Below are 25,243 nucleotides of genomic sequence, written 5' to 3'. Positions count from 1 at the left end.
GACTCCACGGGTCCAGGGCGGCGGTGGCTTCAATCATTCCGCCATCGAGAATTTGACATTAACAGTCATGATTGATTTATAGTACAGGCTGGGTGGCGGCAGGGGTGGGGAGAATTGGGCCAGCCGGTGGTTTGGAGGAGGGTGGCGATTTCGGCGGCTAGGTCGCAGGGGTGGTCGTGGACGGCGGCGAAGCGGTAGCGCAGGGGGTGGTGGCCGGCGAGGACGGCGGAGTTGTCGTTCCACTGGTCTCGGGCGCGGGCGTGGGGTGGGTGGGCGATCAAACCGTCGAGCTCGACTCGGACGCCGTAGTCGCGGTAGAAAACGTCGTCGTACCAGGGACCGCCGGGACGCGACCGGATTGCCTGGCGTTCGCCCCTGGGTAGGCCGTGGGCTCGTTCGACGTCGCGTAGGTAGGCGAGCTCGAGGACGGAATGGCAACCCTCGGCGACGTCATGAAGCGCGCCGGTCAGGGCTTTGCGCCACCGGACCCGGGGCCTGGCGTGGAGGGCCGATTCCAGTCGGCTCGCCGTCGTCACGCGCGCGCCAACCGCCCTTGCTAACCAGCCAATGGCGTCGTCGAGGGTGCGGGAGCACTGGGTGAGATCGATGACCGTTTCCTCGGTCCGGGTCTGGGGCGGTGTTCTCACGGGGTGGCGGATGAGGTCGGCGCGGGTCGCGCGGTGGAAGCGGACGCCCGGGACCGGAGTTGGGGTGCGGTGGTACGACACGGTGACGTGAATGGTCGGGCTCGGGCGCTCCAGCAGCCCGACCAACTCCGCCGCGGTGTCATGGCTGAGCATCGCCCCCGGGCCAGCCCGCAGCAGCACGGCCCACAGCTGCGCCTCTCGCGGCAGTGGTCCGCTGAACGTGGCGAAGACGCCGGGGAAGACGCGGACCCAGCGCTTGGCGGCGATATTCGCCTCGACCTGCCCGTCGGTGATCCCGCGGCCCAGTGCCTGCCGCCGACTGACCACCCCGTGCTGCTCTCGGGCAACATCTTCCAACACATCCAAAGAATGCCCCTGCGTGGTCGGCCCTGGGCCTTCCTCCGCCACCTGTGGATACCCGGAGACCTGTGGACACCTACCCCGCCATGATCTGGTGGAATCCTGGGAGTGACAGCCCAAATATCCCACCAGATCATGCCAGGACCAGGCGGATTCGAGACCGATAAGGGTGCCGGAGTCGGGCCCGACCCGATCGGCGGGGATCGGCGGCCTTGGCGCCCCGGCGCAGAAAGCACAGAATCCAGCCCGCGCCCCAACCAAGCTTTACCTACACCCCTCCGAGAAGTGACCACAGGTCAACCTGAACAACCCGCCCCACCATGATCTGGTGGAATCCTCGGGGTGGCAGCCCCAAAAATCCCACCAGATCATGACCGGGCGAATCGATTTGGAGGCCGATAAGGGTGTCGGAGCCGGAGGCGACCCGATCGGCGGGATCGGCGGGGATCGGCGGCCTTGGCGTCGGAGTGCGGAAAGCGCCAAATCCAGCCTGCGCCACGATCCAGCTTCGCCCGCGCCATCCGGGAAGCGGCCGCGGATGAACCCGAGCAACCCACCCACCATGATCTGGTGGAATCTTCGGAGCGATAGCCTCGAAAATCCACCAGATCATGACGGGGCGGGTCGACTTTGAGGCCGATATGGGTGTTGGAGTGAGGGTCGACCCGATGGGCGTCGATCGGTGTCGACCCGTGTGGACCGCGGTGGACCGGGGTCCGGCGGGATGGGCGGGATCGGCGGCCCCGTTGTCGGGGCATGGAAGCACTGAATTCGGCAGGAGCGCTGGGGGATCGAGTATTGCGCGAACCCCCGAGTCTGCGCTAACCCCGAGAAGAAGGCCGCCCTTCGGCAGAGCCCGAAGGCGAACCCCCGCGCCGGCGACAAGGACGAACTCCATGATCTGGTGGGTTTTTCGGTGCTATCGCCCGGAAGACCCACCAGATCATGAAAGACCGTCTCGGCCGCCCTCACCCGCTGGCTTTCAGCGGTCTTGCTCGATCGCTCAACTCCCGAGCTGGAGCAGCGTGACCGACCCCTGGGTGATGAGGTAGCCGCGGCCGGCGGGGGCGGGGAAGAACTGGTCGGGTTCGAGGCGTAGGCCGTGGTCGCGGGCGATGTGGGGGCTGGTGGGGGCCAGCAGGAGGATGCCGCCGCTGGTCTTGATCTCGTTTGTGACCTTGAGCGGGGAGCGGCGCTGGCCGTTGAGGACGGGGGTGGCGTCGCCGCAGAGGATCAGGGCCTTGTGGCCGCGGGCGGCGGGGCTTGCGGCTTCCTCGAGCAGGGTGGGGGCCTCGGCGAAGTTCACGACGCTCGCGCCCACGGTGATCTGGTCGAAGTCGTCGACGACGACCGCGAACTGGCCGTCACCGAACGCCTCGGCGGCTTCGCGTAGCTGGGTGTCCTTGAGCGTGCTGCCGGCGACGACCCGCACGCCCTCGTCGTCGGTGCCGACGAGCCGGGGCAGCTCGGAGCGGGGCGGGACGACGAGGAGCACGCCGACGCCGACGCGGCGCAGCCCGCGGGCGATGGTGGCCGCCGCCGTGGTTCGCCCGGAACCCGCCGGTCCGGAGATGAGCAGCCCCTGGGGGCCAGCGTCGAACGGGTCGAAGCCGACGACGGCGACGTCGCGGCCGCCGACGCCGAGCGGTAGCCAGGTCTCGGACGGGCGCGGGTCGGGCGGGGCCAGCTCGTTGACCAGCACGGAGGTCGGCAGCGATGGGAACGGCCGCGGCAGCCGGTCCGCGCCACCCTCGCCGCCACTGCCGCCAACAACGCCAACCCCGCCGCCGCCGCCGACGACGTTGCCGCCGCTGCCGAGGGCGGCGTCGGCATCGGCATCGAGGGTGGCGCGAGTGGTGAGGGAGGCGAGGTCCGGCCGGGTGCTGCTCCCCCGCGCCAGAACCCAGCGCGTGAGCTCGGCGGCGGTGAGCCCCGGGCGGGCGATCTGCAGGTGGGTGCCGGACGAGGCCTCGACGGCGCGCCCGGGTAGTTCGGGGGGACTCACGACGCCGGACGGGTAGTGCATCCGGCGCAGTTCCTCCTTGCCGAACGGGAGGAGGACGCGGCGGGTGAACAGGTTCGCGGTCCTGCTGGCGGCCAGGTCCTGCCCGCCGATGGCCACGACGTGCACGCCCACCGGCGGGCCGGAGGCGATCACGTCGCGCAGCAGGGCGACCATCGACGTTTCGACGAAGGTCGGGTCGGAGCGGTTCTCGAAGTAGTCCCAGCCGTCGACGACGAGCAGGATCCGCGGCCGGCGCCCGCCCGCGCCACCGACCCCGCCACCGACCCCGCGCGCGCCGCCGACTCCGCTCATGCCAGCGCCACGGCCAGCGCCAGCGCCACCGCTCACACGAGCGGCCCCACCACCGCCAGCGCCAGCGGCGGGGCCGAGGCGGGCGGCCTGGCGGGTGGTGACCTCGTCGGCGAGCCAGGTGAGCAGGCGGCGGATCCGGTCGGGCTCGCCGGCGGAGATGACGGCGCCGCAGTGCGGCAGCGCGGTGTAGTCGGCGAGCCCGGACGGCTGGCGCTCGATGACGTAGCACTGCGCCGCGTCCGGCGGGAAGCGCAGCGCGAGGCTGGTGATGAGGGTCCTGGTCAGGGTGGTCCGGCCGGTCTGCGGGCCGCCGGCGACGAGCAGCCGGTCGGTGCCGTCCAGGTCGAAGACGGCCGGCGGCTGGGCTTGCGCCGCCGGCTCGTCGAGAAGCCCGAACGGGATCTCGGAGTGGGCCGGCGGGGCGGTCGCCACGGCCGCGAGGCCGTCGAGGGTGAGGCCCGCGGGCAGCGGTGGCAGCAGCGGCCGGCGCGGCGCGGGCCCGCCCGCGTGCGCGGCCGCCCGCTCGATCGCGCGGATCGTGAGCGTCTGGTCGGTCGCCGCGCCGCCGTGATCGACCTTCTCCTCCGGCCGGGGGGTGCCGAGCGTGACCCAGCCGATCACGCGGACCCGGGCGGGGCGGCCACCCCCGACCGGCGGCGGGTCGCCGAGGTAGCCGGACTGGAACAGCCGGGGCGTGCGGGTCTCGTCCTTGGTGCAGAGGATCATGCCGCGGCCGCGCAGCCGGCCGGGGATGGTCGCCGCGTCCGGCACGCCGAGCACCTCGACGCTGTCGGCGGGCTCGTTCTGCCGCAGGGTGATCCGCAGGTCGATGTTGTTCTTCAACTCGGCCGAGAGCTTCCCCTGCAGCGACTGGGTGGCGAGCACGAGGTGCATCCCCAGCGAGCGCCCCTTGGCCGCGACGTTCACGAGCTCCTTGAGGAAGTCCGGCGAGGTCTCCAGCACGCGGGCGAACTCGTCGAAGATCATCACCAGTCGCGGCAGTGCCGCCGCCTCGCCCGGGTCGCCCCCGCCCCCGCCGCTGCTGCTCCCGGTGCTCTCGGCCCCGCGCCCGCCCCTGTCCCTGCCCCCGCCCCCGCGCGGCATGCGCCAGTACTCGTCGATCTCGCCGCCGTAGCGGGCGAGCAGCCGCTCCCGGCGGCTGACCTCGGCGCGCACCGAGGCGAGCACGCGCCTCGCCGCCGCCTCGTCGAACACGTCGGCGGCGGTCTCCCCGGTCGAGCGGATCAGCGCGACGACGTGCGGGCAGCGCTCGAACGGCAGGAACGCGCTGCCGCCCTTGAAGTCGACGAGCACCAGGTTCAGCTCGTCCGGCGAGTTCGCCAGCAGCAGCGACGTGACGAGTGTCTGCAGCAGGATGCTCTTCCCCGCGCCGGTCGCTCCGCCGAGCATGGTGTGCGGGCCCTGCGCGGCGAGGTCGACGGCGACCGGCCCGTCGGCGTCGGCTCCGAGCGGCACCCGGGTCGTCGGCCCCGGCGAGGCCGACCACAGGTCAGCGACGTCGCCCGGGCCCGGCTGCCCGATCCCGAGCAGGTCGAGGAAGCGCACCGGGTAGGGGATGTTCGCCTGGAAGCCGCCCAGTGTGAGCCGGTCACGCAGCGGGGCGACCGCGCGGGCCAGTGCCTCCGCCTCGGCGGCGGTGAGGCCGTCGGCGCGCCCGGTCTGCTCACCGTCCCTGCTGGTCACCCGGAGCGTGCGGTGGTCGTCGACGACGCACTGGACGCGGCACTCGGCCATGTCGTGCCGGTCGACGGCGATGACGTAGACGCCGGACTCCGGGCCGTCACGCAGCACCGCCCGCATGCCGGCCAGCTCGCGCAGTGGCAGCGCGCCGTCGAGCAGGACGACGACGTCCTCGGCGAACCGGACCTGGGCGTGCCCGCGCCGCTCGGCCGTGCGCAGCGCGATCAGCTCCCGCAGCTCCTTGATGCGCTCGGCCCGGGTGGTGGCGGTGTTGCCGACCCAGCAGGGGATGTCGCCTGCCTCGCCGGCCCAGGTGTGCGGCAGCCAGGTCGCCCAGTACAGCTCGCCGTCGTCGGACGAGGTGAGCAGCACGATGCGCAGGTCGTCGGGGCCGCGCAGCACGCCGAGCTGGGCGAGCAGGAAACGGGCGAGCGCCCGCGACGGCTCCTCGGGCCCGGCGATGCCGAGCACCCCGGCGGCGCGCAGGTCGACGGTGAGCGGGACGGACCGCAGCCGCGGCTCGGCGAAGCCCTCCCAGCGCTCGCCGCGCAGGTCCAGCGACGGCGGGGCATCGGTAAGGCCGAGGCGCAGCAGCAGCGCGTCCGGGGAGTCGGCGGTGCGGGGCCACACCTTGCGGCTGGCGCCGGTCGCGGCCATGGTCAGGTCGAGCCGGTCGGGTGCCCGCCTGCGGCGGATCCGTTCCTCGGTGTCCAGCAGGCGCGCGATCTCGCGCAGCGCCGTCGCCTTGCCCCGTTCGTGCTGCTCGCGTTCGGTGCGCCGCTGCCGGCGGTCCCCTACCTGGCTCCCGACGATCGTCATCGGCCCGAGAAGGCACATCAGCAGGATCAGCAGCCGGCCCAAGACGAAGGCGAGCACCACGCCCATGACGATGGGCAGCAGCGCGGACAGCCAGATGCCGACCCGGGAGGTGGCCGGCCGCGCGTGCGACATCGGCAGGGTGACCTCGCCGCGGGTGACCACCGGCGGGGAGTCGAAGGCCCGGTCGAAGTCGAGCCGGCCGTCGCCGCCGGGCCTGGTGACCAGCGGGATGGGCGGCAGCGGCACCCATTCGATCCGGTCGGAGCCGACCTCCAGCAGCGCGCCCGGGGGCAGCTCGGTGGGGCCGGTGAGCTGGGCCCCGTCGAGGAACGTGCCGTTGTGGGAGCCGGCGTCGCTGGCGAGGACCCGGCCGTCGACGTCGATCTCCAGCTCGGTGTGCTGGCGGGATGCCTCCTCGCAGTGCAGCACCACGTCCGCGTCCGCGGACCGGGCGACGAACCGCCGCCCCGGCGCGAGCCAGGCGACGAGCCCCGCGTCACGTCCGTCGACGACCCGCAGCGCGCCGACCACCCCGCGAGGCAGCGACCGCGAGCTGGGGCCCGGCGCCCCGATGCTGATGACCGCTCCCTGCACGAGTGGGCTCTCCCCCACCGTCGCCACCGGGTCGAGCCACGCGTCGCCGACGTAGCAGGGCCGGCCGGCGGCCGGCATCGGCAGCGCGTCGAGCACGGACCCGACGGTCGCGTCCGGCTCGGCGGACACCTCGACATCGCGGCTCGCGCCCGTGGCGGCGTTCCGCGCGGTCAACCTGATGATCACGATCGACCCGCCTCGGACCCGGCGCTCGCGGGTCGCGGCACACCGCGCCCGCCCGACAGAACCTGCCGCACCACAGCCATTCTCATGATTCCCCCGTACCGGACAGAATAGTCGGCCCCCAGCGCGCGCCCGACATGACAAGCCGGGACGAGGACAGGCCCCACGGCTCGCTAGTGGGGACCGCGTCCAACTCGGCCACAGAAGGTGACGGCGCCTCAGCGCTGCGCCCGGGGTTCCTGCCGGATCGCGAAGCCGGGGTCCCTGCCGGATCGCGAAGCCGGGGTCCCTGCCGGATCGCGAAGCGATCTGGGAGGTCTGCTGGGAGGTCTGCTGGGAGGTCAGGCTCAGCGCCCGATGGCGCCGCCCGGTTGCGGGCGCGGAGCGTCCGGCAACGGGAGCGCCTCAGTCGTCGAGGGGGTCGGTCTCCGCCGCGGCGGAGACCGCGCTGGCGGCCCGCGCGCCGCCGTCGGCCGGGCTCTGGTTCAGGCGGATCATGTCGACGACCTCGGTGACGGGGCCGACGACGAGCAGCTCGTCGCCGGGGCGCAGCCGGGTGTGCCGGCCGGGGCGGAAGTTCGGGCGCGCGCCGTTGCCCGCCGAGCCGCCGCCGCCCGGCTCGGTCGAGGGGACGCCGGCGGTCCTCCGGGAGCCGTCGGCGGCGGCGCGGGCGGGCGGCGGGGTGGTGACGGCGAGGACCCGCGCGCCGGTGGCGAGCTCGGCGAGCGTCGGGCCGGCCAGGGCTGCGCCGGCGCGGACGGCCATCCGGGCGACGAGGAACGGGGTGCGCTCGACGTAGAAGGTGCTGATGACGTCGTAGCCGAGCGTCGCGCCGATGAAGTACGGCGACGCGAGCGCCGCCGCGCTGCGCACGGTGTGGATGTTGAAGCGGCGCTCCACCTCGTCGGTCATCGTCGAGTCGGCGATCCGCAGCACGACCCGCAACCCGGCCTCGTCGGCCGGTTCCGGGGACCGCGGCGCCCGGCCGTAGGCGCGCCCGCCCGCCCCGGTGGTGCGTCGAGCCCGAGCGTCGCGCGCCTGGACGAGCTCCTCGTAGGCGTCCCGTGCCGACAGGACGGTCTCCAGGTTCGCGACGCCGTCACTGGTGAGGGCCGCGAGCGCGATCGCGTGGCCCAGGCCGGCCTGCAGCAGGGTCGCGCGCACCGTCGCGTCGCCGACCACGACGGGGACGCCGCGTTCGCGCGCCACGGGCAGGAACCGGTTGTTCTCGTCGCGCTCGATCACCACCACCCGCCGGCCGGCGCGCAGCAGGCCCTCCATCGTCGCCGTGCCGACCTTGCCGAGCCCGCACAGCACGACGTGCCCGCGTACCGCCCCGGCGCGCCCCCGGCCGAGTGCCCGCTCGAGGCGGCGGCTGATGATGATGTTGGTGATGAAGGCGTAGATCACCGCGATCGACAACGCGCCGACGAGCATCAGGACGACGCCGAAGGCCTGCAGCCAGTGGTCGGCGGCGCCGAAGTTGTAGTCGCCGTAGCCAACGGTCGCCATCGTCTCGACCGTCAGGTAAAGCGCGTCGAGGGCGTCGAAGTCGGGCGGCGCGCCCGGGTTGTGGTCGGCGTAGCTGAGCGTCAGCACGGTCGTGCTCACGATCATGATCGCGAGCACCACGCCGAGCGCCCAGCGGAACGGCCGGTCGAACTCGCCGCGCACGGTCGCCGCGAGCGCCCGCACCCGGTCGGCCGACCGCCGGCCCCCGCCGTCCTGGCGAAGCCCGTCACCCGTGCCGTCCGCGCGCTCGCGCCCGTCGCCGGTGTCGCCGGTGTCGCCGGTGGCGGCCGCGGCGGCGAGCGTGGCGAAGGTCCGGGCCTCGTGCAGCCCGGCGACGGCCATCCCTCGGGTGTCGAACTCGGCGAGCCGGCCGAGCACCGTCAGCCGGTCACCGGGGAAGAGCGGAATGTCGCGCGGCGGGCAGAGCACGGCCACGCGCTCGCTGGGCCGGCGCAACGAGATCGGCGTGAGGTCGCCGTAGCGGGCGCGGAAGGCGTCGGCCTCGTCGACGGTTACCTCCGCGACGACGAACACCTCGGAGACGTCGGACAGGCCAGACCCGGGGCCAGGATCGGGGCTGGGGGCGGGGGGGTCGGGTCTGTCCGTTTCAGGCCCGTCCAGCCGGTAGCGAGCATCCATCGTGAAGGCGTGCACGACGTCGGAGCGCACGCAGGCCTCGACGAAGCTGGGCCCGACGCGGGCGGCCATGTTGATCACATGCGCGGTCGGGATCGCCGCGGCGATCTGGTCGCCGAGCTGGGCGTTGCCGATGTTCACCACGAGCCGGGTCGTCGGCGCCACGTCGGCGGCGGCGAGGGCGGTCTGCAGGTTCTCCAGGTCGATGTCGTGGCAGGCGGCGACGGCGAGCGCCGTGTCGATGTCCGCCTCGCGCAGCGCCTCGGCGCTGTGCGGGCTCTCCGGCACCACCCGCACGCCCTGGCGTTCCAGCCGGCGGCGCTGGGCCGGCGCGCCTTGGTCGTCCACGACGACGACCGTCACCCCCGACGCCACCAGCTGCTCGGCCACCCGCACCCCGAGGGCGCTCAGCCCGCAGACGATGACGTGCCCCGACACGCTGGCCATGCCGTCGCCTCCTCCCCCAGACGAAGCGAACCACGCCGCGCCCGGCCGAGTTGAGGCGCCCAGCCGGCGACATCGGGAGGGGGCGCGATGGCAACACCGATGTCATGGACGGGCAACGTCGCACCGCCGACTCAACCGTTACGCATGGGTTGAAATTGATCCGCCATGGGGCGCCTCAAGGGCCGCGGATGAGAGTCGCACGCACAACAGCGGGTGCGGCAATCTGGCCGGGTGAAAAATCCGGATGCGTTACGCCGCAGCCCCTATGCTCCGAGTGTCAGATCTTGACGTACCGAAACCCCCCGTCTGCCCGGCCTGTGAGGTTGTCATGTCAGGAAGGCGTGGCCACGCCTTGCCGCTGTCGATCGCGGCGGTGTCCGCCCTGTTCCTGGCCGCGCTGGCCGGATGCTCCGGTGAGGGCGTGCCATCGCCGCGGCCGTCCGCGTCGGCCTCGCCCACCCCGCTCGCGCCCAAGACGCCCCCTGGGCTGACCCCGATCTCCCGCGCCGACTTCCAGAAGGCACTCTCGGACGTCGACGCGGCGCTCGGGCCCGGGTTCGGCGCCGTCGGCGGTGCGCAGACGCCGTCCGACCTGTCCGGCGCGCTCGGGGCTGTCGCGCTCAACCTGGGCGTGCAGGCGGACGCCCTCGATCGCCTCCGGCCCCCGCTGCCCTCCGTCACGGCGACCAAGCAGCTCGCGGCCGCGCTGCGCTCGCTGTCGAAAGACCTGACGGCGGTGGCGACGGACGCCGACATCCAGAGGGTCTGCACGGGCGCGTCCGGCATGCCGCACGTGGCCAACAGCCCGGGCGCCGACGCGTTCCGGCTGGCCTTCCTGGCGCTGATCACGGCCAACCCCGGGCACCCGTACACATTCGGCGCGTTCCTGCCGGGCGCCGGCCCGGACCCGAACCGGCGCCCCGGCAACGGCGCGCTGCCCGGTGGCCGGCGCGGCGGCTACGGGAAGCTGACCGTCGACAACCAGCGCACGGTGGACACAGTCGTCAAGATCATGTCGGGCGGCGACCTCATCCGTGCCATCTACGTGCAGGCCGGCGCGCAGGCGACCGTCGACGCGATGCCGAACGGCACCTACGAGGCCTTCTACACCAGCGGCACCGACTGGGACGACGGCGGCCGCCGCTTCACTCGCGACTGCGAGTTCGAAAAGTTCGACGACCCGCTCCAGTACACGACCAGGACGACGAGCACGGCGATCGAGTACAGCGTCTGGACGCTGACGCTGCTGCGCACCTCGTCGCTCGGGAGCGGCGCGCCGACCAGCCCCGTCGAAGCGGGCGCCTTCCCCGGCGCCTGACCACCCCGACGGCCCGGTGGGACCACGGCCGGACGGCCCGACGAGACAGCGGCCAGGCGGCACCCGCGCGCCGCTGCCGCCGCACGCCGATCCCGTCCGGGCGCGCGGCGGCAGCGGCGCATCGGACGTTCCGTGGACCTCCCGTCCGTTCCGGAGTGGGCAAAGGCCCAGGCGGCGGCCTACCTGAGCCGGCCAGGCCCGACGTGCTGTCCGGGTTTCCGGAGCCGCTCAGCGGGGACGAGGAGCGCGCGGCCGTCGTCCGGCCGTGGGCATCTTTCCCCTTGACCCGGACCCGACCAGGCGAGTGATCGCGTGACCGCTTCCCAACGCGACGAGCGCCGGTTCGGTGCCGGTCGTGACGCCCCCGCCCCTCGTGGCGGTGGGCTCGCCTCGGTTCTCCGATCGGCCCTCGACCAGTTCGCGCAGCTCACCGGGCAGCAGCCCGAGCGGGTGAGCGGAGTGCGCGCCGCCGACGACGGCTGGTCCGTCCTCGCCGACGTCGTCGAGCTGGAACGGATTCCCAGCACGACCAGCGTGCTGGCGACCTACCGGGTGGACGTCGACGAGGACGGCAACCTGCGCGGCTACGAACGGCTGCGCCGGTTCGTCCGCGGCGCGACTGACCCGCTCTGACCGGTCGCCAGTCCGGCCGGCGGCCAGCCAACAGCTCCGAACCCGGAGTTCCGAAACCCGAAACTCCGATCCGGCGAGCCGCCTGCGGCCGCCCGCTCGGTCCTGCCCTGCCCCGTCCCCGCGCCGCACGCCCGCCTACCTGAAAGCGGGCCCGAGCCTTTCCGGTAGCGCGATGACCGAGCAGATCCTGACCTCGCACCGACCCACCCGGCAGTGGACCGGGCCACGCAGCGACACCCTTGCCGACGTCCTGGAACGCGTCCTCGACAAGGGGGTCGTGATCGTCGGGGACGTGGTCGTGAGCGTGCTCGACGTCGAGCTGCTGACGCTGCGGCTCCGGTTGTTCATCGCCTCCGCCGACACCGCCCGGGAGATGGGCCTGGACTGGTGGCTGAACGACCCGTTCTTCAGCTCGAAGGCCGCGCCGCCGGGCAGGCGAGACCAGGATGCCCTGGCCGACGAGAACCAGCGGCTGCGGGAACGCCTCGACGCACTGGAACGCGCGGTGGGCCGTAGCCCCCACGCGGCCACCCTGCCAGGCGTCGGGGCAGACGCCGAGACGGGCGCCGACGCCGCCGGCGTGATCACCGGCCAGGTCACCGGCACGCCCGCCGCGGAGCCCGCGAACCGGTCTGCCGCCAGCTCCACGGTCACGGGCCGTTCCAGCGGCCGGGCCGAAACCAGGAGGCCCTGATGGCGCTGCCGCCCGCGGGCGTCCGCCGGCTCGCCGACCGGCTTATGCCCGACGTCCTGGACGATGCCGTTGCGGACGCGCGGGAGCTGGCCCGCCGACGGCTGGCCGCCGCGCTGGCCGAGGAGATCGTCTCCGTGGCGCTGGCCGAGGACACGTTGACCGAGAGGGAACCCGCCGAGGGGAAACTGGCCGAGGACGAGCTGACCGAGGACACGCCAGCCCAGGCGGCCACCCGCACGGTGGGCACCCGTACGAGGGGCACCCGTTCACCGGCCCACCCGGTGGAGCCTGCCCCGGTTCCGGAACGGGCGTGGCCAGCCGCGCGGGAGGCGCGCCGCCAGCCGCCGGCCGAACCGGCCGGCGAGGCGCCCGCGGGCGCTCCCCCGCGGCGCACCGGCCTGTACGCGTACGGCATCACGGACGCGGTCACGGACACCCGCGACATCGTCGGCCTCGACGACCGGACGCCGGTCGAGACCCTGCCTGTCGGGGAGGCGGCGCTGGTCGCGTCGACGATCGAGCTTGGGCTGCTGGCCGGTCTGGAGGACGAGGTCTCCGAAACCGGGCGGCTCTCCGAATCCGGGCGGCTCGCCGATCTCGCCGGTCGCCACGACCGGGTCATGCGCCTGCTCCTCGCCCGAGGGCCGGTACTGCCGCTGCGTTTCGGCACGGTCCTGCCGGACCGGACGCGGGCCGAACGGCTGCTGCGGGCGTCGGCGGGCGAGCTGGTCGGCGAGCTGGACCGGGTTCGGGACCACCGCGAGTGGGGGCTGCGGGTCACGCCGCGGGACGACGAGGACGACGACGCCACTGGTAACGACGCCGCTAGTAACGCCGACGGCGGCGACGCGCGGACGGCCGAGGCGGTGGCCGCCTCCGGTGACAGCGATGAGACGCCCACGGGTGGGGGTGGGAGCGGGACCGCCTACCTGTCCGCCCGGCGCGCGGACCTGCGCCGCGCCGCGGAGCGCGAGGAGCGGCTGACCGAGCTGACGAGGCGGATCCATGGCGAGCTCGCGGCGCTGGCCTCCGACGTGGCGATCCGGTCCGGCCGGCCGGGACCGGGACGTCTGGACGCCGCCTACCTGGTCGCGTCGGTCAAGGAGGATGGTTTCCTCGACGCCGCCGACACGGCCGCGCGAGAGCTGGCGGATGCCGGCTGCGAGGCCCGTCTCACCGGGCCCTGGCCGCCGTACTCCTTTGTCCGTCTGACGCTCGGGGAGGCGCGAGATGCCTAACCCAGCCCGGAGAGCCGCGCCGAGGCGCGATTCGGCGGCCGCAGGCGGAACCGGTCGCGGCGCCGAGCCGGGCCGCCGTCCCGGTCTGGGCTCCGGCCGCTCGCTGTCGGATCTGCTGGACAGAGTTGTCGACCGGGGCGCCGTGGTCAGCGGCGACGTGATCATTGGCCTGGCTGGGGTGGACCTGATCCGGCTCGATCTGCGGCTGCTCCTGATCGGCGCGCAGAGCGCGATCGAGGCCGGCGCGGGCGTCGGCCTACGTCCGTACCCGGCGCCGAGCCGGGACGAGGCGGCTGAGGCCATCGAGGTGATCGAGGGCGCCGTGGTCCATGACGATGCCGACGGCGACGGCGACGGCACCCGCCGTGACGACGGCGACGGCGACGGCGACGGCGACCACACCCGGCGGCACGCCCGCGCCCGGCCCGACGCGAGGGCCGGGCCATGACCGCGCCGGGACGCCACGGGCGCGCCGTGCGCCTGACCGCGAACCCGGAGGAGGTAGGGCGCGGGCTGGGGCAGGTCGTCGTGGTGCTCCTCGAGCTGCTCCGTGACCTGCTGGAGCGGCAGGCGGTTCGCCGGATGGACAGCGACACGCTGCCCCCCGCGCAGGTCGAGGACCTTGGCCAGGCACTGATCGAGGTGCGTGAGGCGATAGCGCAGGTCCGCGACTCGCTCGGCGTCAGCGCCGAACAGGCGAGGGCGGCGACCGCGAGGGCCCGCGAGCTGGTGGGCGAGTGGCCACCGTCGGGCGGCCGCGACGAGCCCAGGCGCACCGGTGCCGCGGCGCGCGTGATCCGTGACGGCGTCGGCCGCACCGGGCTCGAGCGCCCCAGAGGCGCCGGCGGCGGCCGCCCGCGCGGTGACCGCGTTCGCGAGGGCGTCGGAGCAGAGAACCACGGAGCGGAGCGCCGCGAAACTGAAGATCACAGAACGGATGACCACGGAATACCGGCCGTCGGCGCGACCAGCGCGGCGGGCCGGCGGCATCACGAGAGGGGGCGGCCCGCGCCGCGGGCCCGCGGCGCGGCGCCGCCCGGTTGGGACCTGCCATGACCATGGCGACACGGTCGACTGGTCGCGCTCCCCGCCCGAGCAGCCTCGCTGACGTGCTCGAGGTCGTCCTCGACAAGGGCATCGTCATCGACGCGTACGTGCGGGTCACGCTGGTTGGCATCGAGATCCTCACCATCGACGCCCGGATAGTGATCGCGAGCGTCGACACGTATCTGCGCTTCGCGGAGGCGGTCAACCGGCTGGACCTGCAGACAAGGGAGCAGGAGCAGGTCACGGGTGTCCCCGGGCTCGTCCGGTCCGTCAGCGAGGGTGTCACCGAGGGCGGATCGCGGCACAAGACGAAGGGAGCCCTGGAGGGCGTCAAGGACACCGCGCAGGACTTCGTCGAGTCGCTGCGCGGCGGCGACCGCGACGAGGCTGAGATCGAGACTGGCTCCCGGTTCGAGCACGCCCGAAGCGGAGGCCGGGACCTGCCTCCCGGCCGGGCGGCACCGAACGGCCGGGCCGGTGCTCGGCACTAGGGCGGGGGGCTTACATGAGGTCGCTGCTCCTCTACGGCGTGGTCCGCGACGACCATCCGCTGGCGGACCCGCCACCGCTCGGCGCCGGCGACCCGCCGGGCCGGATCCGGCTGGTGCGGCGCCCGCCGGTGGCCGCCGTCGTCAGCCCGGTCTCCGACCCGGTGCGGATCGCCGACCAGGACGCGGAGCGCCATCTCGACGTCCTGCTGGGGCTCCTCGCCGACGGTCCGGTGCTCCCGTTGCGGCTGGGGTCGGTCGCCCCGGACGAGGACGCCGTCCGGGAGGAGGTGCTGGGCCAGGCGGCCCCGCAGCTGCGCGGGCAGCTCGACGCGCTGGACGGTCTCGTCGAGGTGCACGTCGACGCGGACGAGGACGAGCTGACCGCGATCCGGGCGGTCATCGCGGCCGATCCGTCGCTGGCCGCGGCGCGGGAAGGGCTCGACGGGCCCGGGGGCGAGACGAACCTCCAGACCCGGATGGCGCTGGGTGAACGGGTTGCCGACGGCGTCGTCCTGCGCCGCCTGCACCAGGCGGAGGCCCTGCTCGACGCGCTGCGCCCGCACTCGGTCGCGAACACCGGGCGGGGGCCGATGGGTGGCCCCGAGGATCCCGTCCTGCGCTGGGCCTTCCTCGTCCACAGAGACGCCGAGCCGAGCCGCCGCGGCCTGGAGCACTTCGACGAGGCGGTGGAGCGCGTCCGTGACGATCACCCTGAGCTCGTGATCGGGTACGTGGGGCCGCTGCCCGCCTTCCACTTCCTGGACCTCGCGGAGGCCGCCGAGCCCGCGGAGGCGGCCGGCGAGCCAGAACACGGCCGGTGGGGTTGGTGAGGCGCCCGGTGGGGCTGGTGAGCCCGATGGGGTACCGACGGGTCGGAAGGAGTCCGCGATGAGCATCAAGCTGGTGATGGCCGGCGCGGTCGGCTATGTCCTCGGCAGGACCAGGAAGGGCAAGGCGGCCGTGCGGCTGGCACTGTGGGCCGCCGGCCGCGACACCAACGTCAAGGACCTGGCCCGCTCTCAGGCGGCGAAGTTCCTCGAGTCGGAGGACGGCAGGAAGCTGGTGACCCAGCTACGCGGTCCCGTGCTCGCCGGCGGGAAGAAGGCGGCGCTGTCAGCCTACGAACGAGGGATCGGCAAGCTGACGGAAGACCTGTCGCACCGCACGTCGGAGCTGCGGAGCTCGCTGGACGAGTCCCCGGCCGCCGAGCTGGGCGGGAAGGCCGGAGCTCTCGCCGGCACGCTGACCGACACGCTCGGCCGCTGGGGCGGCTCTCCTACGGAGAAGGCCGACAGTGCGGCTCCGACCGAGCCGACAGGGGATCAGGACCGGCGCCAGGATCACGACGGGGACAGAGATCAGAGCCGGGATCGGGATCGGGATCAAGATCGGGAGAAGGCCAGCGCGGGAAGGCGTCACGGTGAGGACTCCGGTGCCGATGCCGGCCGAGCGAGGGTCAAGGCGGGGCGATCCGGCTCGGTCGGGCGGGAGGAGACCACGCCGGACGGCGAGGGCGACGAGCCCGGTCACCAGGAGCCGGCCAGGGCGGCGGACCGGCGGCCCCCGACCCGGCAACCCGGCTTCGGACCGTCGGCGGACCAGCGCGAGGCGGCGTCCGCCACGAGCCGCCAGCGGACCGGCACCGCGACGTCGCGGTCGAGGTAGGAGAAGTCGACATGGCGGAGTCCAACGGACACGTGCACGGAAACGGGTTGGCCGGCACGCTCCTGCACAACCCGGCAACCAACCATCTCATGCGGGAGATGAAGAGCTTCCTCGCCGCCGAGGGCCAGAAGGCGGTCCGGAAGGTCGGCGATCGCCTCGGTTCCGCGACCGACGGGCTCGGGCCCGCGGCCGAAGGGGTCAAGAAGCTCGCCGCGGGCGAATCCCCCGGTAAGGCGGCGACGTCGACCGCGCTGAGCGGGCTGAAGGAGAAGGCAAAGAGCGCCCTCGGCATGGGTGGCGGCGTGGGCAAGGCGGGCCGCTCCGGCGAGCCCGGGCCGCCGAAGGTCACCCACATCGTGGAGGCCGTCGATGTGGGGGTGCCGATCTCCACCGCCTACGACCAGTGGACCCAGTTCCAGGAATTCCCGAAGTTCATGAAGGGCATCGAGGGCGTCGACCCGAAGAGCGAGACGGAGCAGAACTGGCGGGTCAAGGTCTTCAAGTCCCGGCGGACCTGGCAGGGCAAGACCCTGGAACAGGTCCCGGACCGGCGGATCAAGTGGACGACGGAGGGCGGCAAGGGGACGACAAAGGGCACGGTCACGTTCCACCCGCTGGCCGACGACCTGACCCGGGTCGCGCTGACCATGGAGTACTACCCGAGCGGGTTCATGGAGAAGACCGGCAACCTCTGGCGCGCCGGCGGCCGCCGCGCCCGCCTCGACCTGAAGAACTTCCGTCGCTTCATCACCATCAAGGGCGAGGCCAGCGGATCGTGGCGCGGCGAGATCCGCGACGGGCAGGTCGTCCGAGGGCCGGGCGAGGAAGGGTCGGAGGCCGAGGCGCGGGAAGAGGAAGGTGCCAAGGCCGAGGGACGCGGCGCGGCGTCAGAGCCAGAAGCCGAGGAACGTGCGGCCGAGAGCGGGGAGACCAAGATCGGAGAGACCGACAGCGGGGAGGCCGAGGCCGAGGAGATGGATGAGGGGCCCGGCCGGGGTGAGGCATACGCCACCGACGAGGAGGCGGGTGAGGGCGAAGACGACGAGACAGGCGAGGAGCATGACGACGCCACCGAGCGGCCCCGCTCATGACGGCACCAGGCTGCTCCCGCCTCGCCTTCGAGGCAATTCGACATACCGATCAATACCGGCCGCCGGCACCCAAAGCCTGCGATGTGCGCCGTCATCCTGATGAAGCCGGTAAGCATTACCGGCTGCCCGCGCTTTCTGGGGAGGTTCGGGTCACTCGGCGTCGACCGCGGGGGCGGGACGGCGCTCCGACATGTTTCTCGCTTGCCCTGATTTGGGAAACCGGTCGGACGTCCGCACCGCGCCACGCTCCTCGGCCCCAACCGCACAACGCGTTCACGTTCTGGTGTGATCCTCGGAGCTTCAGCTCCCAAAATCACACCAGAACATGAGGCGCGGCGCCAACCGGACGAATCCCCTCGCGTCGGGTCCCGCGCTGGGGTCGGCGGCGGAGGTCGGCGGCGGGGCTCGGCTCGCCGTGCCGAGGTATGGCTCGGCCGGCCGCGACGTGGTGAGCAGGCCGACGGTTCAGCGGAGCGTCTTGGTGGGAGGTTTCATGTCCATCACCAGAGACAAGGTCGCCGACGTGGTCGTACCGGACACGGTCCTGGCCGCGGAGGCCACGGAACTGGTCCGCGAGGCCACGGACGACCTCGTCTACCACCATTCGCGGCGGGTCTACTGGTTCGGCAGTCTGCAGGGCCGCAACCAGGGGCTGAGCTTCGACCCGGAACTGCTCTACATCGGGGCGATGTTCCATGATCTCGGCCTGGGCGAGCCGTTCCGTGGGAGCGGCCGACGCTTCGAGGTGGACAGCGCGGACGAGGCGCGGCGTTTCCTTCAGCGGCACGGTGTGCCCGAAGACAGCATCCGGCGTGTGTGGACGGCCATCGCGCTGCACACGACGCCGGGCATCCCGGAGTTCATGGAGCCCGAGGTCGCCCTGGTGACGGCCGGCGTCGAGTACGACGTGCTCGGAATCGGCTACGACGACATCAGCGACACCGACCGGGAGGCCATCACCAGGCTGCACCCCCGGCCCGACTTCAAGAACCAGATCCTCCGGGCCTTCACCGCCGGCATCGCCCCCAGGCCCGCGACCACCTTCGGCAATGTCAAGGCCGACGTCCTGGAGCGTTTCGTCCCCGGCTTCCACCGCGCCAACTTCGTTGACACGATCCTGAACTCCCCCTGGCCCGAGTAGGGACATGCCTGAAGGCCGCGGGCGTGCCCGTCAGTTCTTGCGGGCCAGGCCGCAGTGAGAGGCCAGGGTCTTGCCGCGGGCGCGCTTGCCGGGCCGCCACAGGGGGGTCGAGACGACGCCGGGCGGCAGCAGCTCGAGGCCGTCGAAGAAATGAACGAGCTCTTCCGGCGTGCGGGAGCGGTAGGGGGCGGCCCCGATTCTCTCGTTGCGGCGCACCGCCTCGGAGCGCTCCGGGCTTTCGGTGCCGTCGTTGAGCGCCAGGTAGCTGCCGCTCGGGAGGGCGTCGACGAGCTTGCCGACGACGGCGTACGCCTCGTCGTCGTCGATGACGTTGGCCATGACGCCGAACAGGACCAGCCCGATTGGTTTGGTGAAGTCGAGGATCTTGTCGGCCTCGCGAAGGATCTTCCCCGGGTCGCGGACGTCGGCGTCGATGTAGGACGTGACGCCCTCAGGGGTACCGACGAGCAGGGCACGCGCGTGCGTCAGGACAAGGGGGTCGTTGTCGACGTAGACGACCCGGGTCTCGGGCGCCTCGCGCTGCGCCACCTCGTGGGTGTTGTCAGCGGTGGGCAGCCCGGTACCGATGTCGAGGAACTGCCGGATACCTTCACTGACGGTGAGACGGGTAACAACCCGCTGCAACAGCCGCCGGGAGCTGCGCGCGATATCGATGATCTCCGGGAAGATCTCGGCTGCCTGGTCGGCGGCGAGACGGTCGGCGGGGAAGTGGTCCTTCCCACCCAACCAGCGGTTCCACATCCGGGCCGAATGAGGCACGGACACGTTGAGCGACGCCGCCAAACTGGCAGCGGGCAACGCGTAGGGGTTCGACACGCGGCTGTCCGATCCGTATGTGTCTGTCGGGTTGTTCCCTTTCTCGTGATGGTACATCCAGGCGCCTCACCCCAAGGCTTTCAACCCGGACAGACACGCTACGGTTACACAGCCGACATGATGGCCGCGGGTTCGCGCGGCGATGGTCGGCCGTTTGCCTGGACAGCACCGGGCTCAGCGCCCGCTGACCTGGCTATACCGAGCTGGCTATGGGGTGCCGGCGACGCCGACCTACCGATGCCCGAGCTGGCGACGGATCGCGGCCTCGTCGAGGCCGGCGCGGCGTTCCCGGGCCGCTCTGTCAAGGCCGCCCTGACAGGGCGGCCAGCCGGAGCTGGGGTGGTGTCCGGATCCCGGCCGGCGTGACGTCAGCGCGCGGGGTCGTGGTCGACGTGCCAGTCCGGGTCGACGAGGTCGGCGTAGTCCGAGTGGCGTTCGATCCAGCCGCGGATGAACGGGCAACGCGGCCAGACCTGCAGCTGGCGCGCGCGGGCCGCGTCGAGCACACCTCGGGCGAGATCGCTGCCGACTCCCTGGCCCTCGAACCCTGCCTCGGTCTCGGTGTGGTTGAAGGCGATGATCCCCGGATGCAGGGAGTAGGTCACGAGGCCGGCGAGCGTGCCGTCTATGTCCAGCTCGAACCGGCGCCGCGCTGGCACGTCGGTCAGCGTGCGCTTGTCTGTCATTCGGTCTCTCCTCGCATCGGTCGCGCCTGCCTGTCAGCCTGCCAGGCGGCCCGCTCTGGCGACTCCCGGCGGCTCCCGGCGGCAGCCGCGGCCTGGTGGCGCCCTGCACAGTGCTGGGGCGCTGGCTCGGCAGGCCAGCTGGGCGCCCCGCCGGGCGGTCCCGCTGCGCCGTTCCGGTACGCCGTCAGGGCTCGTCGCGGGCGCGGGTGGCGGAGCCGCGGGGCACTCGCTGGCGGGCGGTGAGGCCGGCCCATTCGTGCGCCCAGTCGGACAGCGGCTCGAGCAGGCCCTGCAGGCGGCGGCCGTGGGCGGTGAGCCGGTAGTCACCGGCTTCGTCGACCTCGATCAGGCCCGCTTCGCGCAGTTCGCGCGCACGCTGGCTGAGCTGCGCTGACGGCGCGTCCAGGGTCGTTTCCAGAGAGCGGAACGAGCGTGGCGTGGTCCGCAGGCTCCAGAAGATCGCCAGACCGTGCCGGCGGCCGAGCAGGTCGAGCAGCGTGGCCAGCGGGAGGTCGGTACCGCCTCCCGCCCGGCCTTCCGGCGCAGGCCGGGACGCGGACCGGCTCATCGTCTCCTCATGTTTCGCTCACACGTCGTCGCCCAGTCACCCGCCAAGATCGAGGTCCATCCAGCAGATTTCACGTCAAACCCGGCGGTGGCGCCGAGCAGGCTCGCGTCAGGGTGTGGTGGACGCACCGAGGCCGTTCGAGGTCAGGCCGTCCGAGGCCGGGGTACTGCTGGCCGGGGTACCGCCGGCCGGGCCGAACCGGTCGGCGGACGAACTCGGCCCAGGAGCGGGCTCGCTACCGCCCAGCAGGGTTCTGGCACGCCGGTAGACGCCGCCCACCTGCGCCGAGACGATGCCGGCGACGCTCTGGACCTCCGGTCGGTCCCAGACCAGCCGGGCCTGCCGGGTGATGTCCTCGTAGCTCTCCCGGCCGGCCCGGGTGCCGAACAGATAGCCGACCCCGAACGCGAGGGCGACCGAGGGGCGGATCCGCATGCTGCCTCCCAGGGCTGAACCGAGCAGAGCCGGGCCGGATGCTTGGCTGTAGCGCGGCCGTCCCACGCGGGCCGACGACGCCTTCATACCGCTCAAACGCCCGAGCTCACGCCCCTGAGACCCCTACGGCCTCGGAGCCCGCCCGCGCGCCAAACGATCAACGTCAGCTCGACCCACCACGACCACAACGGACAGTACCGGGTGACACCGACAGCCGCCGGACCCCGATCACCACGGCCGACGCGGGCCACCGGAGGACTGCAGGAGGCAACGACCCGTCAACTCGACTTACCCAGAAGCCAGACGTGCCGAACCTCCGGTAAGCTGACCTCAGCCAGTCGGACCTCGCATGATCCCCCTGGAGGCTCCCGCCCCCAGTAGGATCGGCGCCGACGAAGCAAGCGGTCCCGCGTAGCTCAATTGGCAGAGCAGCCGGCTGTTAACCGGCAGGTTATAGGTTCGAGTCCTATCGCGGGAGCCTGACCAGCAGGTTTGCAAGATCTACTGGCCTGGTGGGCGCCCGAGAGCCATTTTAGGACCACTTTATTCGCCGGTACCACGTCGCTTTTCGTGGTCTCTCATCGCTCCACTGTGTGCCTGCCGAAAATCCCATCCGCGCTGGTCAGGGCAGTCACGGCCGTCAGGACTGGTCGTGCCCCCTCCAGCGTCCGGCCCTCGCCCGGTACGGCCCATGGCTGCGGGCGGATGCCGGTTCGTGCTGCTTCGGCTGACCTACCTCGGTGTCACGAACGCGTTCGCCCTGCTACGCCTGCTGCCCTACGGCGACCGTGACAAGGACATCGAGATCCTCACCCTGCGCCACCAGATCGCCGTGCTTCAACGCCAGCTCGACGGTCAACGGATCCGGTTCCAGCCCGCCGACCGCGCCCTGCTCGCCGCACTCCTGCGTCCGCTGCCCCGGCCAACCTTGCACGGCCTGCGGCTTCTGGTGCGCCCGGAAACTGTCCTGCGCTGGCACCGCGACCTGATCACCCGCCACCACGCCGCCATCTCCCGTCCCCGCCGGCGTGGCCGGCCCCGCACCGTGGCCTCAATCCGTCTCCTGGTGCTGCGCCTGGCCAAGGAGAACAGCAGCTGGGGCTACCGAAGGATCCACGGCGAACTCCTGACCCTCGGCATCAAAGTAGCCCCATCCACAGTCTGGGAGATCATGCGCGACGCGGGCATCGACCCCGCACCCGACCGCACCGCGACCAGCTGGGCCGACTTCCTCCGCTCCCAGGCCCACGCCCTGCTCGCCGCCGACTTCCTCGAGACCGTGACCCTCAACGGAGAGCCTCGGCACGCTCGTCCTCGCTGTGTACGAACGCACGGACCGGCACTTCCCGGTTCCGTAGGAGCTCCACGGTGGTCCTACCGACCGCTCCCACGCGTCCCGCTGCGCCGGTTACGAGAACGGGCGACACATCCGGCATCGGCTCTCCCCCGCAGTCATTGCACCGGGCGTCGCCTACCCCCTCAAGCAGGTACTACACGGCTTGCGAACAGGTCACTGGATCGAGCACGGCACGCCGGCGGCCACGCGAGCCCGCCGCCCGCGTTGGGCGCCGACCGCGCTGACGTGATGCGACGTTTGGTGAAGGACGTGTCATCAGGATATGAATGTCAAATGTTTCTGAAATACATATTATCGCATGGGGTGACCGTGATATTCGTCGACAACGCGACGAGCGTGCTGGCAACCAGGCGCAGGAGCCGATCAGTTCCGCGTCGCATGTCGTGGACTGCCGTGTAGGACGGACGGGACCGGCGAGTAGAGCGCCGTGACTGGGAAGGTCTTCGGTGCTGGACGTGAGTTGCAGGGGCAAACGTGCCGTGGTGACCTGAGGTACCCAGGGGTCGGAGCTGCCATCGCGGGTGAAGAAGGGAATCCAGCGTGAAAGCGATCCAGATCGAGGCGTTCGGCGATCCGGCCGAAGTCGTCGAAACCGTCGACATCCCGGATGTCGGTGCGCCAGCGACCGGCGAAGTGGTGATCGCCGTCGAAGCCTCGCCGATCAATCAGTACGATTTTACGATGATTGCCGGCGACTATGGCTATCGGCCACGGCTCCCCGCCATTATGGGCACGGAAGGAGTCGGCCGCGTCGTCGCGGTGGGCGCGGGCGTCACACATCTGACGGAAGGCGACCGGACGCTGGTGCCGTTCCTGCACCCGACCTGGGCCGAGCGCATCAAGACCGACGCACCCTGGCTGCGGCCGCTGCCACCAGGCGACATCAACCAGTTCGCGATGATGGGGGTCAACCCACCCACGGCCTATCTCCTGCTGACCGACATCGTGAAATTGCCGCGCGGATCCTGGGTCATCCAGAACGGCGCCAACTCCGGCGTCGGGCGGGCAGCAGTTGCGATCGGCAAATCGCTCGGGCTGCGAACGGTCAACGTCGTCCGTCGTGACGAGGTCGTCGCGGAAATGAAGACGCTTGGCGGCGACGTTGTGCTGGTCGACGGACCCGACCTTGCCGAACGCGTCGCGGTGGAGACAGGAAACGCGCCGATAACCCTGGCACTCGACGGGGTCAGCGATACATCGCCGATGAATCTGATGAACTGCCTGTCCGAAAGCGGCGTGCTGGTGTCCTACGGGCAGACCAGCCGCAAGCCGATGCTCGCGCAACCGCACAACCTTATCTTCAAGAAGCAGACGATACGCGGCTTCTGGCTTCGCTACTGGTATCAGTCAGCCAAACCGGACGAGATCGCGGCGATGTTCGATCAGCTGACGTCGCTGGTCGCCGCCGGCACGATCTCGACCCCGGTCGCCGCCACCTACGGTTTCGACCAGGTCGGGGAAGCGATCACGAAAGCGGCACAGAGCGGCGGAAAGGTGCTGTTCACGTCGAACACGTGATTCGTCGGCGAGGGGGTTCCATTCGGTCGAGCTACGCAACTCGACGGCCCCGACCCGCGCGGCCTGCGACGTCACGTGCACAGGACGCCCGTCAGCACGGGCGGCATGCTACTACCTAGAGGGAAATAGAACGTGACCGATCAGCGCAACGCGGCCCAGGGCGAGGCGACCACGCTGGGACAGGCGCCTTCCGGTGGGCGCCCACGCTGGAACGGGCACCTTCGGTGGGGTGACCGCGCCGGGTCAGGCGGCCTGGGTGGCGTGGTCGGGTCGTTTGGTGATGACGGTGTCGTAGCCGATGGCGTTGAGCTGGGCCTTGAGTCTTTCGGCATGGCGGGCGGGGTCCTGGCGGCGGGTGAAGTAGTCGGCGCCGAGGTCGTGGTAGGGCTCGCCGCGCTCCAGCATGTGGTAGATCGCGACGAGGATCGAGTGCTCGACCGCGACGCGGGCCTTGGCCGCGCCGCGGCGGGGTTTGATCCGTTTGTACTGGGCGGACAGGTAGGTGCCCTTCGTCGTGGAGGCGGCGCGGGCGGCCTCGTGCAGGTAGAGCCGCAGCCACTTCGAGCCCTTGCGGGTCTTTCCACCCTTGGACCGGCCCGCGGACTCGTACTGGCCCGGGCAGCGGCCCGCCCAGGAGGAGAGGTGTTCGGCGCTGCCGAACACGGTCATGTCGTCGCCGATCTCGGCGAGCAGGCACTGCGCGGTGCGGCGGTCAACCCCGGGGATCGTGTCCAGCAGGGCGACCTTCGCCTCGAAAGGGGCGATCATCCGGTCGATCTCGGTCGAGAGCCGGTCGATCACCTCGTCGAGGTAGTCGAGCTTCGCGAGGATCTCCCGCACGATGATCGCGTGGTGGCCGGTGAAGAACCCGGTCAGCGCCTCCTGCAGCGCGGGCAGCTTGCGGCGCAGCCGCCCGCGGGCCAGCTCGGAGAGCACCACCGGATCGGTGGTCCCGGCGACCAGCGCCTGCAGCATCGCCTTCCCGGAGACCCCCAGCAGGTCGGAGGCCACCGAGGACAGCTTCACCCCCGCATCCTGGAGGACCTTGTCAAGGCGCTGGGTCTCGCGGGTCCGCTCCTCGATCTGCGCCTTGCGGTAGCGGGTCAGATCGCGCAGCTCCCGGATCGGCGGCGGGGGGACGAACGACGGGCGGACCAGGCCGTACTCGACGAGTTCGGCGATCCACGCAGCGTCGGCCGCGTCCGTTTTGCGGCCCGGGACGTTGCGCAGGTGCCGGGCGTTGAGCAGCCAGCACTCGCCGATCACGTCCTCAAGGATGTGGAAGACCGGCTTCCAGAAAACCCCGGT

Annotated in this window: 21 protein-coding genes and 1 tRNA gene; 14 read left to right on the top strand and 8 right to left on the bottom strand. The window is 71.9% G+C overall.

Annotated features, from left to right (window positions below; all coding sequences use genetic code 11):
* Window positions 1-65: 65 nt before the first annotated feature.
* The 3 genes from QOZ89_RS43445 to QOZ89_RS43435 all read right to left on the bottom strand — a co-directional run bounded on the left by QOZ89_RS43445 (window position 66) and on the right by QOZ89_RS43435 (window position 9,216).
* A complete protein-coding gene (locus QOZ89_RS43445) occupies window positions 66-974 on the bottom strand; it encodes a hypothetical protein (RefSeq protein ID WP_071048680.1) in 909 nt (302 codons plus the stop codon).
* Between the two features lie 1,036 nt (window positions 975-2,010).
* Window positions 2,011-6,624 carry an FtsK/SpoIIIE domain-containing protein gene (locus QOZ89_RS43440; protein WP_312630038.1) on the bottom strand — a complete coding sequence of 1,538 codons (4,614 nt, stop codon included), beginning with the start codon at window positions 6,622-6,624 and terminating at the stop codon, window positions 2,011-2,013.
* A 402-nt stretch (window positions 6,625-7,026) separates the two neighbouring features.
* Window positions 7,027-9,216: an NAD-binding protein gene (locus QOZ89_RS43435; RefSeq protein WP_312630036.1), complete on the bottom strand. Its 2,190-nt coding sequence runs from the start codon at window positions 9,214-9,216 to the stop codon at window positions 7,027-7,029.
* 328 nt (window positions 9,217-9,544) lie between these two features.
* On the opposite strand from QOZ89_RS43435, the gene QOZ89_RS43430 reads away from it, so the two are divergent.
* The 11 genes from QOZ89_RS43430 (at window position 9,545) to QOZ89_RS43380 (ending at window position 18,534) form a co-directional block, all read left to right on the top strand.
* Window positions 9,545-10,534 (top strand): hypothetical protein, encoded by a 990-nt coding sequence (locus tag QOZ89_RS43430; protein ID WP_071048677.1) that lies wholly within the window; start codon window positions 9,545-9,547, stop codon window positions 10,532-10,534.
* 312 nt (window positions 10,535-10,846) lie between these two features.
* Window positions 10,847-11,167 (top strand): gas vesicle protein GvpO, encoded by a 321-nt coding sequence (locus tag QOZ89_RS43425; RefSeq protein ID WP_071048676.1) that lies wholly within the window; start codon window positions 10,847-10,849, stop codon window positions 11,165-11,167.
* 172 nt (window positions 11,168-11,339) lie between these two features.
* Window positions 11,340-11,861 (top strand): gas vesicle protein, encoded by a 522-nt coding sequence (locus tag QOZ89_RS43420; protein ID WP_312630034.1) that lies wholly within the window; start codon window positions 11,340-11,342, stop codon window positions 11,859-11,861.
* A complete protein-coding gene (locus QOZ89_RS43415) occupies window positions 11,861-13,099 on the top strand; it encodes a GvpL/GvpF family gas vesicle protein (RefSeq protein ID WP_071048674.1) in 1,239 nt (412 codons plus the stop codon). Before QOZ89_RS43420 ends, QOZ89_RS43415 begins: the two co-directional genes overlap by 1 nt.
* Window positions 13,092-13,547 carry a gas vesicle protein gene (locus QOZ89_RS43410; RefSeq protein WP_312630033.1) on the top strand — a complete coding sequence of 152 codons (456 nt, stop codon included), beginning with the start codon at window positions 13,092-13,094 and terminating at the stop codon, window positions 13,545-13,547. Before QOZ89_RS43415 ends, QOZ89_RS43410 begins: the two co-directional genes overlap by 8 nt.
* Entirely contained in the window at window positions 13,544-14,155 is a 612-nt protein-coding gene (gvpK, locus tag QOZ89_RS43405; RefSeq protein WP_071048673.1) for a gas vesicle protein GvpK, read from the top strand. The genes QOZ89_RS43410 and gvpK overlap by 4 nt, the downstream gene beginning before the upstream one ends.
* Window positions 14,152-14,637, top strand: coding sequence for a gas vesicle structural protein GvpA (locus QOZ89_RS43400; protein WP_071048672.1), 486 nt, complete (start codon window positions 14,152-14,154; stop codon window positions 14,635-14,637). The genes gvpK and QOZ89_RS43400 overlap by 4 nt, the downstream gene beginning before the upstream one ends.
* 14 nt (window positions 14,638-14,651) lie before the next feature.
* Window positions 14,652-15,467 (top strand): GvpL/GvpF family gas vesicle protein, encoded by an 816-nt coding sequence (locus QOZ89_RS43395; RefSeq protein ID WP_071048671.1) that lies wholly within the window; start codon window positions 14,652-14,654, stop codon window positions 15,465-15,467.
* Between the two features lie 58 nt (window positions 15,468-15,525).
* A complete protein-coding gene (locus tag QOZ89_RS43390) occupies window positions 15,526-16,302 on the top strand; it encodes a hypothetical protein (protein WP_071048670.1) in 777 nt (258 codons plus the stop codon).
* 11 nt (window positions 16,303-16,313) lie between these two features.
* Complete coding sequence (locus QOZ89_RS43385) at window positions 16,314-17,393, top strand: SRPBCC family protein (RefSeq protein ID WP_312630028.1); 1,080 nt, start codon at window positions 16,314-16,316, stop codon at window positions 17,391-17,393.
* Window positions 17,394-17,886: 493 nt separating this feature from the next.
* Window positions 17,887-18,534, top strand: a complete 648-nt coding sequence (locus QOZ89_RS43380; protein ID WP_071048683.1) for an HD domain-containing protein — start codon at window positions 17,887-17,889, stop codon at window positions 18,532-18,534.
* A gap of 30 nt (window positions 18,535-18,564) precedes the next feature.
* On the opposite strand, the gene QOZ89_RS43375 is transcribed toward QOZ89_RS43380, so the two are convergent.
* The 4 genes from QOZ89_RS43375 to QOZ89_RS43360 form a co-directional block, all read right to left on the bottom strand.
* Entirely contained in the window at window positions 18,565-19,428 is an 864-nt protein-coding gene (locus QOZ89_RS43375; protein WP_116271506.1) for an SAM-dependent methyltransferase, read from the bottom strand.
* A 311-nt stretch (window positions 19,429-19,739) separates the two neighbouring features.
* Window positions 19,740-20,057, bottom strand: coding sequence for a GNAT family N-acetyltransferase (locus QOZ89_RS43370; RefSeq protein WP_071048668.1), 318 nt, complete (start codon window positions 20,055-20,057; stop codon window positions 19,740-19,742).
* Between the two features lie 184 nt (window positions 20,058-20,241).
* Complete coding sequence (locus tag QOZ89_RS43365; RefSeq protein WP_071048667.1) at window positions 20,242-20,625, bottom strand: winged helix-turn-helix transcriptional regulator; 384 nt, start codon at window positions 20,623-20,625, stop codon at window positions 20,242-20,244.
* A gap of 108 nt (window positions 20,626-20,733) precedes the next feature.
* Complete coding sequence (locus tag QOZ89_RS43360; RefSeq protein WP_071048666.1) at window positions 20,734-21,060, bottom strand: hypothetical protein; 327 nt, start codon at window positions 21,058-21,060, stop codon at window positions 20,734-20,736.
* Between the two features lie 405 nt (window positions 21,061-21,465).
* Between QOZ89_RS43360 and QOZ89_RS43355 the strand changes: the two genes are divergently transcribed.
* The 3 genes from QOZ89_RS43355 to QOZ89_RS43345 all read left to right on the top strand — a co-directional run bounded on the left by QOZ89_RS43355 (window position 21,466) and on the right by QOZ89_RS43345 (window position 23,935).
* Window positions 21,466-21,538 (top strand) — tRNA-Asn (locus QOZ89_RS43355).
* 237 nt (window positions 21,539-21,775) lie between these two features.
* The gene (locus QOZ89_RS43350; RefSeq protein WP_312630025.1) at window positions 21,776-22,816 is read left to right on the top strand and encodes a hypothetical protein; all 1,041 of its coding nucleotides are present in this window, start codon (window positions 21,776-21,778) and stop codon (window positions 22,814-22,816) included.
* A 141-nt stretch (window positions 22,817-22,957) separates the two neighbouring features.
* Entirely contained in the window at window positions 22,958-23,935 is a 978-nt protein-coding gene (locus QOZ89_RS43345) for a zinc-dependent alcohol dehydrogenase family protein (RefSeq protein WP_071047862.1), read from the top strand.
* Between the two features lie 243 nt (window positions 23,936-24,178).
* Here QOZ89_RS43345 and QOZ89_RS43340 read toward each other — a convergent pair.
* Window positions 24,179-25,243, bottom strand: a 1,065-nt coding sequence (locus tag QOZ89_RS43340; RefSeq protein ID WP_312622965.1) for an IS110 family RNA-guided transposase, incomplete at its 5' end; no start/stop codon positions are given.

Origin of the sequence: Pseudofrankia coriaricola, from assembly GCF_032027725.1 — a bacterium.
Classification (GTDB): Bacteria; Actinomycetota; Actinomycetes; order Frankiales; family Frankiaceae; genus Pseudofrankia.
Note: the sequence above shows the minus strand (reverse complement) of the source record. Positions and strands in the feature narration are given on the sequence as shown.